Source organism: Streptomyces europaeiscabiei (assembly GCF_036346855.1).
GTDB classification, from domain to species: Bacteria; Actinomycetota; Actinomycetes; order Streptomycetales; family Streptomycetaceae; genus Streptomyces; species Streptomyces europaeiscabiei.
On the sequence record NZ_CP107841.1, the window covers coordinates 216,319 to 230,929 of the forward strand.

Annotated in this window: 13 protein-coding genes and 2 pseudogenes; 4 read left to right on the forward strand and 11 right to left on the reverse strand. The window is 69.6% G+C overall.

Annotated elements, in window-relative coordinates; genetic code table 11:
• The first annotated feature begins 317 nt into the window (after positions 1-317).
• On the forward strand, positions 318-542 hold the full coding sequence (locus OG858_RS00985) for a hypothetical protein (protein WP_179200858.1): 225 nt from the start codon (positions 318-320) through the stop codon (positions 540-542).
• 64 nt (positions 543-606) lie between these two features.
• On the opposite strand, the pseudogene OG858_RS00990 reads toward OG858_RS00985, so the two are convergent.
• The 3 genes and pseudogenes from OG858_RS00990 to OG858_RS48025 all read right to left on the reverse strand — a co-directional run.
• Positions 607-762: pseudogene (locus OG858_RS00990) on the reverse strand (IS5-like element ISMra2 family transposase); the annotation flags it as partial.
• Between the two features lie 131 nt (positions 763-893).
• Positions 894-1,418, reverse strand: coding sequence for a hypothetical protein (locus OG858_RS00995; protein WP_086747235.1), 525 nt, complete (start codon positions 1,416-1,418; stop codon positions 894-896).
• 84 nt (positions 1,419-1,502) lie between these two features.
• On the reverse strand, positions 1,503-2,033 hold the full coding sequence (locus tag OG858_RS48025; protein ID WP_408059368.1) for a maleylpyruvate isomerase N-terminal domain-containing protein: 531 nt from the start codon (positions 2,031-2,033) through the stop codon (positions 1,503-1,505).
• A gap of 440 nt (positions 2,034-2,473) precedes the next feature.
• Here OG858_RS48025 and OG858_RS01005 point away from each other — a divergent pair.
• Positions 2,474-2,840: pseudogene (locus OG858_RS01005) on the forward strand (transposase); the annotation flags it as partial.
• Between the two features lie 5 nt (positions 2,841-2,845).
• On the opposite strand, the gene OG858_RS01010 reads toward OG858_RS01005, so the two are convergent.
• Positions 2,846-3,226, reverse strand: a complete 381-nt coding sequence (locus OG858_RS01010) for a winged helix-turn-helix transcriptional regulator (RefSeq protein ID WP_328545240.1) — start codon at positions 3,224-3,226, stop codon at positions 2,846-2,848.
• Positions 3,227-3,299: 73 nt separating this feature from the next.
• Here OG858_RS01010 and OG858_RS01015 point away from each other — a divergent pair, with 73 nt between their 5' ends.
• The gene (locus OG858_RS01015) at positions 3,300-3,983 is read left to right on the forward strand and encodes an NADPH-dependent F420 reductase (RefSeq protein WP_319319737.1); all 684 of its coding nucleotides are present in this window, start codon (positions 3,300-3,302) and stop codon (positions 3,981-3,983) included.
• A gap of 150 nt (positions 3,984-4,133) precedes the next feature.
• On the opposite strand, the gene OG858_RS01020 is transcribed toward OG858_RS01015, so the two are convergent.
• From OG858_RS01020 to OG858_RS01030, 3 genes are all read right to left on the reverse strand, one after another.
• Positions 4,134-4,514: a hypothetical protein gene (locus tag OG858_RS01020; RefSeq protein WP_086747232.1), complete on the reverse strand. Its 381-nt coding sequence runs from the start codon at positions 4,512-4,514 to the stop codon at positions 4,134-4,136.
• A gap of 19 nt (positions 4,515-4,533) precedes the next feature.
• Entirely contained in the window at positions 4,534-5,085 is a 552-nt protein-coding gene (locus tag OG858_RS01025; RefSeq protein WP_086747231.1) for a DUF2690 domain-containing protein, read from the reverse strand.
• Between the two features lie 261 nt (positions 5,086-5,346).
• Positions 5,347-5,760, reverse strand: a complete 414-nt coding sequence (locus OG858_RS01030; protein WP_086747230.1) for a hypothetical protein — start codon at positions 5,758-5,760, stop codon at positions 5,347-5,349.
• Positions 5,761-6,344: 584 nt separating this feature from the next.
• Between OG858_RS01030 and OG858_RS01035 the strand changes: the two genes are divergently transcribed.
• Positions 6,345-7,373, forward strand: a complete 1,029-nt coding sequence (locus tag OG858_RS01035; protein WP_328545239.1) for a winged helix-turn-helix domain-containing protein — start codon at positions 6,345-6,347, stop codon at positions 7,371-7,373.
• A gap of 504 nt (positions 7,374-7,877) precedes the next feature.
• Here the strand turns inward: OG858_RS01035 and OG858_RS01040 are convergent.
• The 4 genes from OG858_RS01040 to OG858_RS01060 all read right to left on the reverse strand — a co-directional run bounded on the left by OG858_RS01040 (position 7,878) and on the right by OG858_RS01060 (position 14,151).
• Complete coding sequence (locus OG858_RS01040) at positions 7,878-8,765, reverse strand: prohibitin family protein (RefSeq protein ID WP_086747228.1); 888 nt, start codon at positions 8,763-8,765, stop codon at positions 7,878-7,880.
• A gap of 429 nt (positions 8,766-9,194) precedes the next feature.
• Positions 9,195-10,733, reverse strand: coding sequence for a hypothetical protein (locus OG858_RS01045; RefSeq protein ID WP_319319140.1), 1,539 nt, complete (start codon positions 10,731-10,733; stop codon positions 9,195-9,197).
• The gene (locus tag OG858_RS01050; protein ID WP_086747226.1) at positions 10,733-11,914 is read right to left on the reverse strand and encodes an FAD-dependent monooxygenase; all 1,182 of its coding nucleotides are present in this window, start codon (positions 11,912-11,914) and stop codon (positions 10,733-10,735) included. The genes OG858_RS01045 and OG858_RS01050 overlap by 1 nt, the downstream gene beginning before the upstream one ends.
• An 899-nt stretch (positions 11,915-12,813) precedes the next feature.
• A complete protein-coding gene (locus tag OG858_RS01060) occupies positions 12,814-14,151 on the reverse strand; it encodes a ferredoxin reductase family protein (RefSeq protein WP_406194235.1) in 1,338 nt (445 codons plus the stop codon).
• Between the last annotated feature and the right edge of the window lie 460 nt (positions 14,152-14,611).

Here is a 14,611-nt window from a genome sequence, read left to right on the forward strand (position 1 = left end):
TTCCACCGCCTGGCCCGCCTCCGCCCCGCTGTCCACCGGTTCCGCAACCCGGTGCTGAAGCAGCCCCGGCGGGATTCCGGGCCGCTCGGTGGTCGGCTGGTCTTTGCCGTGGACGGCGAGGGGACCCGGGATTGGTCCATCCCGTGGCCACCGCGGGAACTGAGCGAAGTCGATCCCCGTGTATGGCTCACCGAGGATCCCTTCTTGGCTGACCCGGAGACGATCCTCGAAGAGGAACCGCTCAGCCGCTTTCTCCTGCAGTACACCCTCTACGAGGCCATGAACGCCGCCCTCCACCAGGCATGGACCTACTCTGCATGCCGGCCGCGCGCCTCGCCCCGTTGTGGAGCATGCTGCGCCCCGTGCCCCTGAGCCCGTTCCTGCCGGCCTACACCGCCGAGAAGTTCTTCGTCGCGCCGGGACTGCTTACGAGGATCATCAGCGACGAGAACGAGGCAGCCGTGGCCTTCGCCGCGCTCCCCCGCGCCACCTTGACGCCGCTGCTGGAACACGGGCATCGCTGGTCTCGCTTCGATGGCTGAGGCATGAGGCGCCCGTGACGGCACCTACCTGGTGGTGGTCAGGGGCCGCTCCCGGTGAGGTCTTGATCCAGATCATCGCGACGCGTAGGTGGAGGCCGGTGACGTAGCGGTCCGGGGTCTTGCCGTATCAGGTGGCGATGCCTCGATAGGCCTTGAGTTCGTTGATCAGGCGCTCCAGGGTGTTCCGCTCCTTGTAGAGGCCGCCGTCGTGGCGGACGGGCCACTGGGGACAGGCTCCCTGCAATCGAGGGCAGGGAACGAAACCCGGCCCTCCTCAGAGGACATCCGTCGATTCTCCCCTCGGTGCCCTGTCCCTACCGGGACAGGGCACCGAGGGGAGCGGCTCCGCCGTCAGCCGGCGCTCGTGGTCTCGATGTCGACGATGTGGTTGTACCGCTCCACCAACACGAAGAGCTTGGTCTTCTGCGCCGTCTTCCCGCTGCCGAAGGTCAGGGTGACGACGACCTCATGGCCGTTACCCACGGTGCCGTTGTCGGTCACCGTCCAGCGCGCCGGGACGTTTTGGGCACGCAGGACGCCGTCCGCCCCGTTCTTCTTCTCCCAGGCCGCCAGCTGCTTGGCGAAGCCGGACGTCAGGTAGTGCTTGCGGAGCGCCGTGGCCAGCGTGACGTCCGGGTCCGTGTAGTCGCCCTTCGCGTCGATGTACGCGCCGTAGAAGTCGGCGACCCGGGTCACCACTTGGCCGGGCGTGCCGCTGACCGACTGCGGTGCGGCGGTGGATGCCTTTACGGGGGCACGGACAGCCGCCTGTGCCGACACCTGCGTCGACACACAGAGTCCGACAGCCAGGACGAGGCCGGCGGCGACGGCCGCGCGGCGGCCCTGACGACGGTGTGTGGGGGACTTCCTGTTCATGTGTGCGTCTTCCTTCTCTGGTCCGTATGTGGTTGCTCTCAGCCGATTCCGGCTTTCATGCCGAACTCGCCTGCCGACCCGTCGTCACCTCGTCCTCGTCCTCGTCCGATACAAGGACAGGACAGCCCGACTGCTCGATCGGACAGGAGTCGCACCTTGGGTACTCGGGCACACGAATGTCCCGGTACGCAGGCGCAGGGTGGGTGTCGTTGCCATGCTGCTGCCGGGGCGGTCGTTCTGCCTCGGCCGGTGCGACACCCAGAGCTTCGAAGACGCCGGGTGTCCACGACAACAGCTGCCGTCCCACGCGCAACGGTGGAACCGTCCCATCCCTGCTGACCTGCAAAAACAAGGAGTGCCTGGGATGCCCTCCTGGGATGCGGAATCGACTCGTGGTGGTCGGTCGACCACCGGGTGCGGCTGACACGGCGCGGGGCAACTGGCTTCTGACGTCGCCACCGCGTCGACGGCGGCGGCGCGGCCCGGCGGCCCGCCCAGGGAACGGAGTCCCTCGCCCAGGTGCTGCACCAGATCGAACAGCGTCCACTCGAGACAGGTCGGCACCTGCACATCGAGGCTGGGCGCGGAGGCGACCGCGGCGCGGAAGGCGGTCAACCGTTCGTCGATCAGTCGCAGCAGAAGGGGGAACCCAAGTGTCGTTGTCGCAGGGACTCTCTATCACCGCGTTCCGACAATCGGGCAGCGATTTCACAGCCGACGCCGCGAGCGCGCGGCATCGGCCGGGCGCCCTCAGCTGACGCCATGTTCTCAGCCTGAAGCGATCAGTTACCGGTAGTACCTGTAGGCGTTCCGATCTTGAGGGTTGTCCGTCGAACGGGAGTCTCGATCGGGTGACCGCAATCGGCCGCGCGTAGGAGTTCAACTCGGCTGCGGCTAGGTGTGATTGTGTCGTTCACCGGTTCGGAAACGCGGCCGATCACCCGGAGCGTGTTCGTGGTATCCGTCGGACATGACTGACACGGAATGGACCGTGGTACGGCGCGGCTACCGGTGCCTGGCCGGCTGCGGGGCCCGGGGCGGGCAGCCGGAGGCGTACTGGCGGCAACCGCAATGATGTCACTCAGCTCATCCCGTTGCTCGAAGCGGTTCCGCCGGTGCAGGGCAAGCGAGGGCGGCCCCGGCGCCGCCCGGACGTGGTGCTGGGCAAATCGCGGCTACGACCACGACCAGTACCGCCGACTGATGTGGGGTCTCGGTGTGAAGCCGCTGATCGCCCGCCGGGACATCGAGCACGGCTTCCGGCCTGGCACCCACCGCGGGGTCGTAGAGTGCGCGTTTGCCCACCTGCACTGGTTCCGCCGCCTGCGGATCCGCTGGGAGATCCGCGACGACATCCACGAAGCGTTCCGCACCCTGGGATATGCACTCATCCACTGGCGACGTCCGCGCTCACGACGTTGACCGGTTCAGCAAGGAGGAGGAGGGGACTGCAGGGCGGGAGCAGAGGGTGCTTCCTGGGCGGCCATGACGTCATCGCCGTACTCGAAGGCCCATGCGCCGACGGCGTCGATGGGCACCAGCAAGGTCCGGCCCAGAGCGGTGAGTTCGTACTCGACCCGTGACGGTGTGTCGGGGTGGGAACGCCGATCAACCAGGCCGTTGAACTGCAACCGTCGCAGAGTCTCGGTGAGGACTTTGGAGCTGATACCCCCGATCCTCTCCCGTAGTTCGACCGGGCGCCTGGGACCGTCGCGCAGCGCCCAGAGCACCACGGCGTTCCAGGTGTTGGAAAGCAGGTCGAAGGCGAGGCGGGCGCGGCAGTCGGCGAGGAAGGCGTCGGTCGTCACGTACCAAATGGTGCCCGAACGGCCCTCTAGCGTCGGTGCGAACGGTGGAACCAGGCAGGGAGAGGGAACACGGATGAGAATCGGCGTACTGGGAACGGGCAGCATGGCCGACGCGCTCGCCACCCACTGGGTGCGGGCCGGGCACGAGGTGACCATCGGGGGACGGAACGCACACAGGGCGCAGCGGCTCGCGATGCGCGTCGGAGGCGGCGCGAAGCCTGCCAGTCTGCGCGCGGCGGCCGAGTTCGGTCAGGTGGTGCTGGCCGCGCTGCCCTTCGGGGCTGGAGCAGACGTGGCACGGGAGCTGCGCGCGGCCCTGGAGGGCAAGGTGCTGCTCGACTGCTCCAACCCGGTCGGGCCAGGCTTCCGGCTGCTGACGGAAGGAGGCCCCTCGGCCGCGCAGCAACTGGCCGCCGCGGCACCGGAAGCCCACGTGGTCAAGGCTTTCAACCTCTGCCACGAGGACGTGTGGCGCATGCGGCCGCCTGTCTTCGATGGGAGGCCGCTGGCCGTGCCGGTCTGCGGGGATGACGAGACGGCCCTCGCACGGGTGAACGAGTTGGTGCGGGACGTGGGCTGTGAACCCGTGGCCGGCGGCAGTCTCGAACGTGCGGGACTCGTGGAAGCGACCGCCGCACTGTTCATCGCGCTGTGGGTCGGCGAGGGAGCGGATGCCCAGGCAATCGCCCCTCCGCTGGCATACGTGGCCGGACCGAGCAACCAGGAATCGGAAGGCGGCACGGGGGCTTTCCGCTAGTGATTTCGCCGACTCCCAGTTCACGAGCTCGCTGCACATCCTTGTCGGCGGCATCCTGATCCGGCTCTCGGCCGCGCTCGGCTCACCGAGGCGTCCGTGGCGGGCTGCCGCACCGGTTCGGGGTGGCCCTTCGGCGCGGCAGCCCTGATGTCACGAGGGGTAGCAGTCGCGCACCGGGTCCGTCTCGCTGTAGATGGCGGTGTCCTTCATCCAGCCGTACTGGCCGTTGTCGGCGACGGTCCTGAGCCAGCGTGTCGGGTGCGGCCCGCCCACGTGGGCCTGTCCGTCCAGCTTGCAGTAGAACCAACTCGGATTGGAGTGCATGGTGCCGACGACGGCGTTGGGGTTGGGATACAGGCGGCTGTTCCCTATCGATCCGTACACCGCGGCACCGGAGACGTTCTCACACCAGTACCTGATGCCATCGGCGTGCGACCAACAGCCGGCGGCGGCGGATGCGGACGGCGACGCGACGGTCGTGCCGATCGCGGCGGCCACGCCGGCGGTGGCGACAAGCCATCGAAACCTCATGTGAACGTTCCTTTCCCTGTCAGGACATGTGTGTTCGTGGTGCGCGGCTTCCTCGGCGCTCAGCCGCAGATCCTGGCGCGCCCACTCGCCGTACGGATAGGCCGTGTTGACGCCTGTGTCGGCGCTGCCGGTTCCGCAGGAGCGGGTGTTGGGGGGTGTAGACCATCAGGCTCCACTGATAGGGCTCACCTGCGGCCACGTTGCCGCGGCCCACGGTCAGGGCCGGGCCGTCCGCCCCGGCGGGGCGGGTGACCTGCGCGTCGTTGCGACAGGCGTGGGGGCTGCACTTGGTGACGCTGGAGTGGACGCGGATCCATTGGGTCAGGCAGGTGTTGCTGTAGCGCATCTCGATGGTGCCGACCTGACTGGTCGTGTTGGGCAGATAGAGAGGCGCGGAGGCGAGGGTCTTGGCGTTCGAGGAGCAGCCGGTGGCGGCTGGGTCCGCACCGTCATAGGGGCTGGCGGCATGGGCGGCGGAGGCACTCTGCAACGTGAGAACTGTCGCGCAGCCGGCTGCGGCGAACGCCATCGCCGACGTCTTGCGGCGACCACTTCTGTTGAGCTCGAGCATCCGTGGATCCCATCCTGATCGTTCATTTCCTGCTCATGTGCGTATTCCCTGGAATTACCGCGGACTTGAGCACAGGGGAACATCCGGCAATTGATTGTCCGGATGACTGATGTAGATGTTGGAGATGTAGCCGCCGTACTGGGGCAGATACGCCTTCACGCGGGGACAGGGCAAGGGGTTGCCAGGGGCCGGCTGACACCGGTGGCCGTGGTGCGGTTCGCCCGGTCGCCGGAGACGCGTACCTGTGTGTCGTGCCCTGCCTCAGGGGCACTGGCGGATCTGCTGCTTCCAGACGTCGGGGTTCCCCGTGTTCAGGTACCAGTCGTTGACATAGCCCCAGCGGCTGTTGGGAAGCTCGATGGACATCCAGTAGCGGTAGTTGGGGTTGTCGTAGGCCCCGTCACCGAGCTTCCAGCAGGACAGACCGACCTCGTTGCCGTTGTACAACCTGCTGTAGGCGGCCTCGATGGAGTCGTAGCCGTAGCCGGGGCCCCGGCGCACCAACAGATACGAGCCCGGGTCGATGCCGGTGACCGTGGTGCAGGGAATCCAACTGCCGGATCTTTCGCACTGGTGGATCGCGGCGTTCGCGGGTGCCGCCGTTCCCAGGAGCGCCGCCACGGCGGCGACCGCCGTGGTCGCGGTGGCCAGCATCTTCCTGTGTCCCGTGCTCATCTCTCGTGGGCCCTTTCACTTCGGTCCAGTCCTGCACCGAAGCCTGCCGATCCGCGAGGCAATCCGCGCCCCCTTTCGGTCAGGGCCGAAAGCCGGTGGTACGGGCCGCCTGCGGCCACGACGGCCGCTGCATCGATCATGCGCATTTTCCTCACCACTGGCCTCCTGACAAAGGGGATGTCCTTGTACGACCCTGGAAGGGCCACTCCGCCGACCGGGCTGACCACCGGACGAGCAGTGGGTTCGCAGCTGTTGATCGAGGGGGAAGTCGGGATGAAGACACGCCTGCTTTGTGGCGTGAACCGTGTGCCGGACAGGAGCAACGGCCTCCGGACGGCCGGAATCGGAGACGACCGCCCGCCGGAATGAAGGCCGCGTCCAGGCCGACCACAGCCGGACCACACCGACCGGAGCATCCGCTCCCGGGAGTCCGCAGTAGGCGGTCCGTCGCCACGCCCGCCATGCGGGCGGTGACGCCGCTGTCCGCGCGAGCCGTTCCGCACGGCGACGGGCAGCCCGCGTCATCCAGGACACACCTGCCGGACAGCGTGTCCCAACACCGACCCACACACGGGGGAAACAAAGTGCTGCGCATTCACTTCACCGAAGGGGACCTGGCCCGCGTCCATCTGGCCCGGGAGCCTGACCCGGTCTGGGAGACCCTGCTGGGTCTGCACCACCTGACCACGCCACGGTGCGGACTGCCGATCTTCACCCCCTGGCGGCGCGACGCCCGCGCCAGAGTGGCCGAGGGCCACCTGGCGGGCCCGGTGCGGATGCTCTCCACCCTGGCCCCCGCCTCGGCGGGATACTGGCCCGACTTCCTGACCCCCGGCGCCTCGGCCGATGGTCTGGAGGCGGCGCTGGAGGCACTGCGGGGCACTCCCAAACCGCAGCTGCGTCAGGAGATGGACCGGCTGGCCGAGACCCACCCGCTGCCTCGCTGGGCACACCGCCTCGCCGAGGGCGAGCCGCACCGGATGGAGGAGGTCGCGACGGCATTCCGTCTGGTGCACCGCACGATCATCACGCCTGACTGGACCGGGGCCGCCAGGACCACTGAGGGCGACCGGGCCCTGCGGACACGCGTCCTGCGCGATCGCGGTGTGCACGGACTGCTTGACTCCTTCCGTCCACTGATGGACTGGCAGCCACCCGTGCTGCACGTGCGCTACCCGGAAGACCGGGATCTCCACCTCGGCGGACGCGGCCTGCGGCTGATCCCCTCTCACTTCTGCTGGAAGACCCCCATCGCCCTGGCCGACCCCTCCCTGCCCCAAGTCCTGGCCTATCCCGTCACCCACCCCCCGGCCTGGGCACCGTCCGTCACCCGCGACCGGCGCCCCGAAGCCCTGGCCACCCTGCTCGGCCGGACACGCGCACGCGTGCTGGCCGCTCTGGACACCACCGCGACCACAGGAGAAGTCGCCCAACGCCTCAGCATCTCCGCGTCCTCGGCGAGCGAACACATCACCGCCCTGCGAGAGGTCAGCCTCGCGCACAGCCAACGCACCGGCTCCCAGGTCGTACACACCCTCACCCCGTTGGGCACCGCGCTGCTCCGCGGTGAACTCCCGCCGCACTACCCGGCGGTCCGCGAGGACGGTTCGTGATTCTTTGAGCGGTGCCGTCGTCGCCCGGTGGTGCGGATGGGGGCGGCATCCGCCGGTCCGCAACTGATGGCCTGTTGGGGTGACGGGGTGACCGTTGGCGCACACGCATATCGCGGCTGCTCCGCAGAGAGTGAGCCAGCGCCGCAGCACGGACTTGTGCCGATCAGGTTCCCCTGAGCCGCACCACTTGTGGGCCGGCCGCTGCCCTGCGCGGCCATCGTCGACCGTTACGAGTCCCACTGATCGCAGGCTCGCGGTGCCGGAGCCGGAGCCGGAGCATGACACACGAACAGACCCCGTACCTGGATCCGAAGAAGCCGGGTACGGAGCGCTGTTGGCGAGTGCCCTCCATCTCCACCGCCTGTGCGAGGTGTGGCCGCAGGCCCGCAGTGCCACACCCCGCCCACCATCGTCCGATGCCGAGGAGTCCAGATCCTCCTCGGCATCGAGGCGCCACATCCACACCGGGCCGCAGGCCGAAACGGTCACCCGCGAAGTGCGGGGCTAGTTCTTGCTGTTGTCCACGATGACCGGCGTGCCGCCCGAGTCCGTACCGCACGGCACCGCGTACACCGGGTTGGCCTTCGCGGCCTCCTTGTAGGCCTCCAGGCACTGGTTGTACAGGACCTTGTCGCTCAGCGACTTCTCGATGATCTTGTTGGCGGTGGCGATGCCCTCTGCCTCGATCCGCTTGCGCTCCGCCTCCGCCTTGGCCGTACGCTGCCCTTCCTCGGACCGCTCGGTGGCCTGCTCCTGCTGGATCTTCTTGTCGATCTGATCCTGCAGCTTGTCCGACGGCTTCACATTGCGCAGGTTGACCGCGGTGACGTCGATCCCGCGAGGCGTCAGGCGCTCCTTGATGAGGTCCTCGATCTCCGAACCGATCTGCTCGCGAGCCGAGGCGTAGCCCTCCTCGCTGGTGTGCTTCGCGAAGACATTGCGGATGATCTCGCGACTGTCCGGCAGCACCAGCCGCTCCTGGACGGCCTCCTCACTTCCCGCCAGCCGGTACAGCGCCACTGCCTTCGCCGGCACCACCGCCCACTTGATGGTGACGTCCGCGTACAGCACCCCGCCCTGAGAGGAGCGGACCTCGACCACGTCCTTGTCGTAGAGGTTGAGGTCCACCGGCCGGGTGGAGAAGGACGTGACATCGGTGAACGGCGACTTGAACTGGATGCCGGAGGTCAGCGGCGTGCCGACCTTGCCGAAGGTCACCGGCACACCGACCTCATAGGCGCTCACCACATGGACGCAGGCGAACACACCGGCCAGCGCGCCCCCCACCGCGCTGAGCACCGCCCCGAGCCTCCAGCCCCCACCGTCACGGCCACGACCGACCAGAAAGACCACGACTGCCGCTATGAGCAGCAGGATGGACAGCACGAACATAGGAGCCCCCTCCAGAAACGGATCCGCGCCGCCTCGGGGGCGACGCGCAGCGCATCGTAACGAGCCCTGCTCCCCCACCCGTACGCAACCCCTGCAAGTGGTACAGGGCGTTCTTCTGCCGGGCGGTGGTGAAGGAGGCACTGCCCGTACGTCGCGAAGCTGCGAGTAGCCCTACCGGATCCACAGATCGTCGTCAGCCTGGTCATGTTCTTCTTCCGGACCAGCCAGATCTCGCCGCCGTCACTGTGGAGTCGGCCGTCCCGCCTCCGGTCGAGAGCAGGGATGTACGAGGCCGCCCGCCTGGGCTCGCCGACGATCGGAAGGTTCACCTGGGCTCAGAAGGCCAACCGCGTAAGGTGCCGGTCCCGTGGATCGGGGGCGTGCTGGTAGGTGCGAGTCCTCATGGTGGAGCGCTCGCGAGACGGCCCGTCAGTCCTTCGACCTCGCCGACGCCTTGGCGCAGAGGTAAGGACGCGCGAGCAGCAGGCCGGTGCCGGTCATGGCGATGCCGAAGTAGACCGGCGCGAGGTGGATGAAGTCGGTGTAGTGGATGACGCCGTGCACCACGACAGCCGGCAGGAAGCCGGCGGCCGCCGCCGCGGCCAGGGTCCAGAACACCCAGGCCTCACCCCGCCGCCAGCCCCACGCGCTGAGCAGAACGATGGCCACCGCGGCGGCCATCAGGGCGCCGCCCAACCCCGCCCGATCGTGGGCGACGAACGACACGAGCCGGGGATTCACGCTTTCCAGCGTCTGTGTGCCGGTGCCCAGGAAAGCAAGGTCGGTGGTAACGAAGACGCTGGTCAGACCGACCACCGAGATCACCGCTCCGCCGACGAACAGCCCCGCTCCCGTGACGATCAGCAGCAGCTGGCCGACCAGCGCCCGTCGGCGCTCCGGCTCCGGCCCGTCGGACGCCAGGCGCCATCGCGGTGCGTGCGGGGTCCGACGGACCGCGGCCACGAACATCGGGAACAGCACGATGGTGGTGGCCGTGTGCAGGGGTTCCACGAAACCGGTGGCCAGGAAGTAGAACAAGGTGGGGAAGCCGATCGCTCCCGAGAGCAGATACGCCTCGCGGGCCCAGGGCCAGCCGCGTCTGATCCCGCCCACGGCGAGGCCGGTGTAGAGGGAACCGAGCGCCACCATCGTGCCGGCCATGGTGATCCGGTCGTGCTGGAGGAAGTGCACGAGGTGGTGGTTGGCGGCATGCAGTTCGTGCAGCGTCATGCCGAGGTAGTCGCGGTCGTACCAGAGCAGCACCGGCCCGAGCGTGATCGCCGCGGCGCCGAGTCCGGCGCCCGTCATGCCGAGCCCGACGAGCAGCCCCCACCACCAGGCGGGCCAGCGGCGGGGATCGCGGCCGATGTCCCCCAGCCGCGGAGCGGGCGCGGTGGGGGTGGCTGCCTCGGTGACCCGTGCGAACCAGCCGGGTCCGGCCGCGACGAGCACCCCGGGGCGGGCGAGCACGACGGCGCCCGGCTCCTCGAGCGCGGCGGCCGCCGCGGGGACCGCCGGGTCGACGACATGGACCACGTGCGGGTCGTCATCGCTGGTGAACCCGTCGACATGCGGTTTGAGGGCGGCTTCGGCCTCCGGGTCGCAGGCACGGACGACCAGCGGGATCGAGCGGCCGGCAGCGGCCTCGCGTACGGTCTCCGCGTCGGCCGCGCAGACGGGCGCCACCTCGACGACACCGGCCCCGAGCGGGGCCATGGCACGTATCGCTTCGCGGGCGAGCGAGGGCGGGACGGATATACCGAGGCGGACGGTCACGGGCACGCCGGCGATCTCGCCGGCGAGGCTCTCGGGCGGATGGCGGTGGCCGAACCCCCGGGCGATCAGCCGCGCGCCGGAGGGGCGGGAGCCGATCGAGGCCAGCAGTCGCAGTGCGGTCAGCTGCGAACGGCGGCGGCCGAGCACGGCGGCGGCCAGGCCGCGCAGCGGGTGGTATGTCCAGTCCGGCATCAGCGGCTCTCGCTCGTCGTCGTGGTGCCCGGGTCACCGGGCGCGGTCCAGCCGAGGACCGGCGTCATGGAACGCAGCGCCGCCCACGTCGGCGCCAGCCGGGCGGCCGTGTCGCGCAACACCACCGCAGGCGGCCACGACAGCTGGCCGATCGCGCCCAGCCGGGCGGAGCGGCGTGTGATGGCCTGGGTCCGCGGGCGGCGCAGCAGGTCGTACGAGCGCAGCGCGGCGGCCACGTCCGGGGTGCCGTCGAGGCAGTGGGCGAGGGTGACCGCGTCCTCCAGCGCCTGGCACGCGCCCTGGCCCAGGTTGGGGGTCATGGCATGGGCCGCGTCGCCCAGCAGCGCGACCCGGCCGCGGACGAAGGAGGGCAGCGGTGGCAGGTCGTACAGGTCGTGTCGGAGCACCGTGTCCGCGCGGACGGCGGCCAGCAGGGCGGGGACGGGATCCGGCCAGGACCCGAAGCGGCGTAGCAGTTCGGCGTACTCGGACGAGCTCGAGGCCGTTCCCGCAGGCAGTGACGCGGTCGCGAAGCAGTACATCCGCCCGCCCGGTAGCGCCGTGTAGCCGAGCCTCGCTCCGCGGCCCCAGATCGCCGCCCCCTCGGAAGGGGGCTCGGCGAGGGGCTCGGTGACCGTGCGCCAGGCCGTGTACCCGGCGTACCGAGGGCCGGCCGCGTCGGGCCACAGGACGCGGCGGACCATACTGCGCAGCCCGTCGGCGCCGATGACGAGGTCAGGCCGGGACTCGCCCCTGCGGTGATCGACGACCAGGCCATGGCCGCCGTCGCGGACCACGGACACCTCGCTGCCCGGCCGCAGGCTGTCGGCGGGCAGCGCCGCCGTGAGCACCCGCAACAGGTCCGCGCGGTGCAGGACCACCAGGGGATGGCCGAAGCGGCGCGCCAGCTCTTCGTTGTCCGTACGGGACAGCCAGCGGCCCTGGCGGTCCCGTACGCCGCCTGTGGCCTCGACGGCGCCGAGTGCCCGGACAGCGCCGGCCAGACCGAGCACCTCGAGCGCGTGCAGCGCGTTCGGCCACAGGGAGATGCCGGCGCCGATCTCAGTGAATTCCGGGGACCGTTCGAGCACCTCGACGCGCCAGCCCCGGCGATGCAGGGCGACGGCCGCCGCAAGCCCCCCGATCCCGCCGCCGACGATGGTCGCGGCGCGCTGCGACATGGGTCCTCGCTCTGGGTTCGGGGGCGCCGCCCCCGGTCAAGTGGCCGTCGATCCGGTGCCCGAGTGGCATGCGACGCGACGCAGGTCCAGCTGAGCAGCGCCCATCGCAACATGTCGGCAGGTGCCTGTCAATGTGGCGAGCTGCACCCGGTGCCGCTGAAGAAGCCGCGGGCCGCGACGAAACCGGACCGGTCGCGGGCGGTGATCGACTGCTCGCATGTGCGGCTGCTCGGCTCGGCCCAAAAGCGCGCCCAGCCCGGCCGACCGCGCACGGCCGGGCAGCGAGCACCACGTCCTCACCGACGGGCAGGGCATCCCGCTCGCGGTGTCCGTGACCGGCGGAAACCGCAACGCGCCGAAGACGCCGTCGTTGTCGGGAGCGGCCGGTGGTGGTGCCGTTGGAGTCGGTGGCGCCCTCGGCGTAGAGGACGTTCTTCCAGAAACAGGCCAGGTTGGATGTCGCGTACGAGGTTGTGGACAGGGTGCCCTCGTCGCCGAAGTCGTCGTAGCTGGAGCCGGCGCGGCGGACGAACCCGTCGGAGGCGGCCGCCGAGGCCGGCGTCGCGCTGATCGCCGGCGTGGCGGCGGCCAGGGCACCCGTCGCGGCGGCATGCGGGTGACCGTATCGACGCCTACGAACTGTGGGTCATGGCGAACCATCAGCACCACTACAACGGCAGCGTCACACTCGTCGAGATGACCAGTGGGCGAGCCGCATCATCCCGGAGGTCGACACGGGCGCGACCGCGGTGTGCCCCTCGATCACCGATCTGTGGGCGGCCGAGACACACCCCGAGCAACGCCGCCGCGCCTCCCGCAGGCTTGCCTCCGGAGCCGCAGTACCCGCGGATCTACGCTGAGGCTCCGATGGGCGCGCGCCCATCGGAGCCTCAGCGCCGTCAGGCCAGACCGAACCGCTCCGCGTGCACCTGCAGGTGGGGAACTCCCAGGCCGCGCAGGGCGCTGAGCACGGCCGAGGTCATCGCGGGCGGGCCACAGACGTACACATCGCGTTCGGTTATGTCGGGGACCAGGGCACGGAGACTGTCCGGCTCGAACGGCGGCCGCCCCTCCCCCCTGCGACCGGTGAGCAGATGCAGCCGCCCGCCACGCGCCGCGACCAGTGCACGCACCTCGTCGACCAGCACAGCGTCGTCCTCGCTGCGCACCCGGTAGAGCACGACGACGTCGCCGGCCGGTTCCTCCTCCAGCAGGGCTCGGACCGGCGTGATCCCCACTCCTCCGGCGATCAGCAGTGCGCCGGGCCGGGTGCGGTGCAACGAGGTGAACGCCCCGTACGGTCCTTCAACGAACGCGCGGCTCCCGACCGGGAGATGCCGCAGGCCTGCGCTCGCGCTGCCGGCCGCCTTGGCCGTCAGGCGCAACGTGCGGCCGTCGGGTGCCGCCGACAGCGAGAACGGGTTCGCCAGCCACCAGTGGTTGTGCCCGGGGAACCGCCAGATGCAGAACTGGCCCGCCCGGGCCGGCAGCCTGTCGAGGTGACGGCCGGTGACGTGCACCGACACCACGTCGTCCGACTCCGGCACCACCGCCACGACCTCGAATCGGTGATAGGCGTTGCGCCACAGAGGCGTCACGATCCGCCCCGTGACCAGGGCACCGAACGCGAACAGCCACAGGGCCCACCAGTAGATCATCGCGGGCGTGGAGGAGCTGAAGGTCGTGGTCTCCTGCAACTGGTGGACGAACGCCAGCCCCAACGCCAGGTACAGCAGCAGATGCACTCCGTGCCACGTCTCGTACCGCAGCCGCCGCCTCACCTGTCGGGCGGAGACGACGGCGACCACGACGACGATCGCCGCTGCCAGCATCCCGAGCAGGGAGGCCGGCACTCCGGCCAGCGCGAAGAACGTCTTCGTCATCGACGCGTCGTCGAGCCGCGCGTAGCCCAGCACCACCAGCACGGCGTGGGTGAGGAGGGTCCACAGCAGGGTGAAGCCGACCCACCGGTGCCACACCGTCAACCGGTCCATGCCGATACGACGGTCGAGCCACGGCAGCCGGGCCACCAGCAACAGTTGGAACAGCATCAGCACGGCGGCGTGCAGCCCGAAGAACTTGGCGACCGTGAGCACCCCGTTCTTGCCGGTCCCGGCCGTGATGAACAGAACCTCGACGATCACCAGGTTGACGATGACGAACGTCCACAGCGCCCAACGCGCCGCGACGACCGGAGGTGTGGTGCCCTGTCGCACCTGTGTACTTGTCGCCTCCACCGTTTTCCCCTCTTGTCCATGTGACGCACTGGCCCGGTGCCCGCGCGGTCGCGGGGACCCGAGCGTCCCGATCTGAAATGGCGCCCCTGGGCGGGGCAAGAGTACGGAACGTGGCGAGAAGTGGACCCTACTTGGCCCCGACTGTTCTTGTTCCGCGATCGGCACGTTGGTCGAGCGGACCACACGTGCCTCATCGGGCGCCCTCTGCGATCACTTCGCGGAGCGCCCTCTCGTTTCCTCGACGTCACCCTCGTGAACCCGAAGACAGCCGGACCAGCTGGTCGGCAGCCTCACGCGCCGATGACGGCGACGAGGCCGATGAGGCCGACTCTATGCAATGCGCGGGTCAGTGACCCTTGGCAAAGGAACCACCTGATGCCTGGCCAGGGGCCCAGTCGAGGGCGACCAGATCGGCCGCCGGCCCGTCCGAACGGCTCCCGCGTTCCCGTCATGCGCCGCG

Bases quoted from the DNA above. Each gene is read 5' to 3' on its own strand.
- OG858_RS00985 (WP_179200858.1), top strand. From the start codon at position 318: ATGCCGGCCGCGCGCCTCGCCCCGTTGTGGAGCATGCTGCGCCCCGTG.
- OG858_RS00995 (WP_086747235.1), bottom strand. From the start codon at position 1,418: ATGAACAGGAAGTCCCCCACACACCGTCGTCAGGGCCGCCGCGCGGCC.
- OG858_RS01015 (WP_319319737.1), top strand. From the start codon at position 3,300: ATGAGAATCGGCGTACTGGGAACGGGCAGCATGGCCGACGCGCTCGCC.
- OG858_RS01020 (WP_086747232.1), bottom strand. From the start codon at position 4,514: ATGAGGTTTCGATGGCTTGTCGCCACCGCCGGCGTGGCCGCCGCGATC.
- OG858_RS01025 (WP_086747231.1), bottom strand. From the start codon at position 5,085: ATGCTCGAGCTCAACAGAAGTGGTCGCCGCAAGACGTCGGCGATGGCG.
- OG858_RS01030 (WP_086747230.1), bottom strand. From the start codon at position 5,760: ATGAGCACGGGACACAGGAAGATGCTGGCCACCGCGACCACGGCGGTC.
- OG858_RS01040 (WP_086747228.1), bottom strand. From the start codon at position 8,765: ATGTTCGTGCTGTCCATCCTGCTGCTCATAGCGGCAGTCGTGGTCTTT.
- OG858_RS01045 (WP_319319140.1), bottom strand. From the start codon at position 10,733: ATGCCGGACTGGACATACCACCCGCTGCGCGGCCTGGCCGCCGCCGTG.
- OG858_RS01050 (WP_086747226.1), bottom strand. From the start codon at position 11,914: ATGTCGCAGCGCGCCGCGACCATCGTCGGCGGCGGGATCGGGGGGCTT.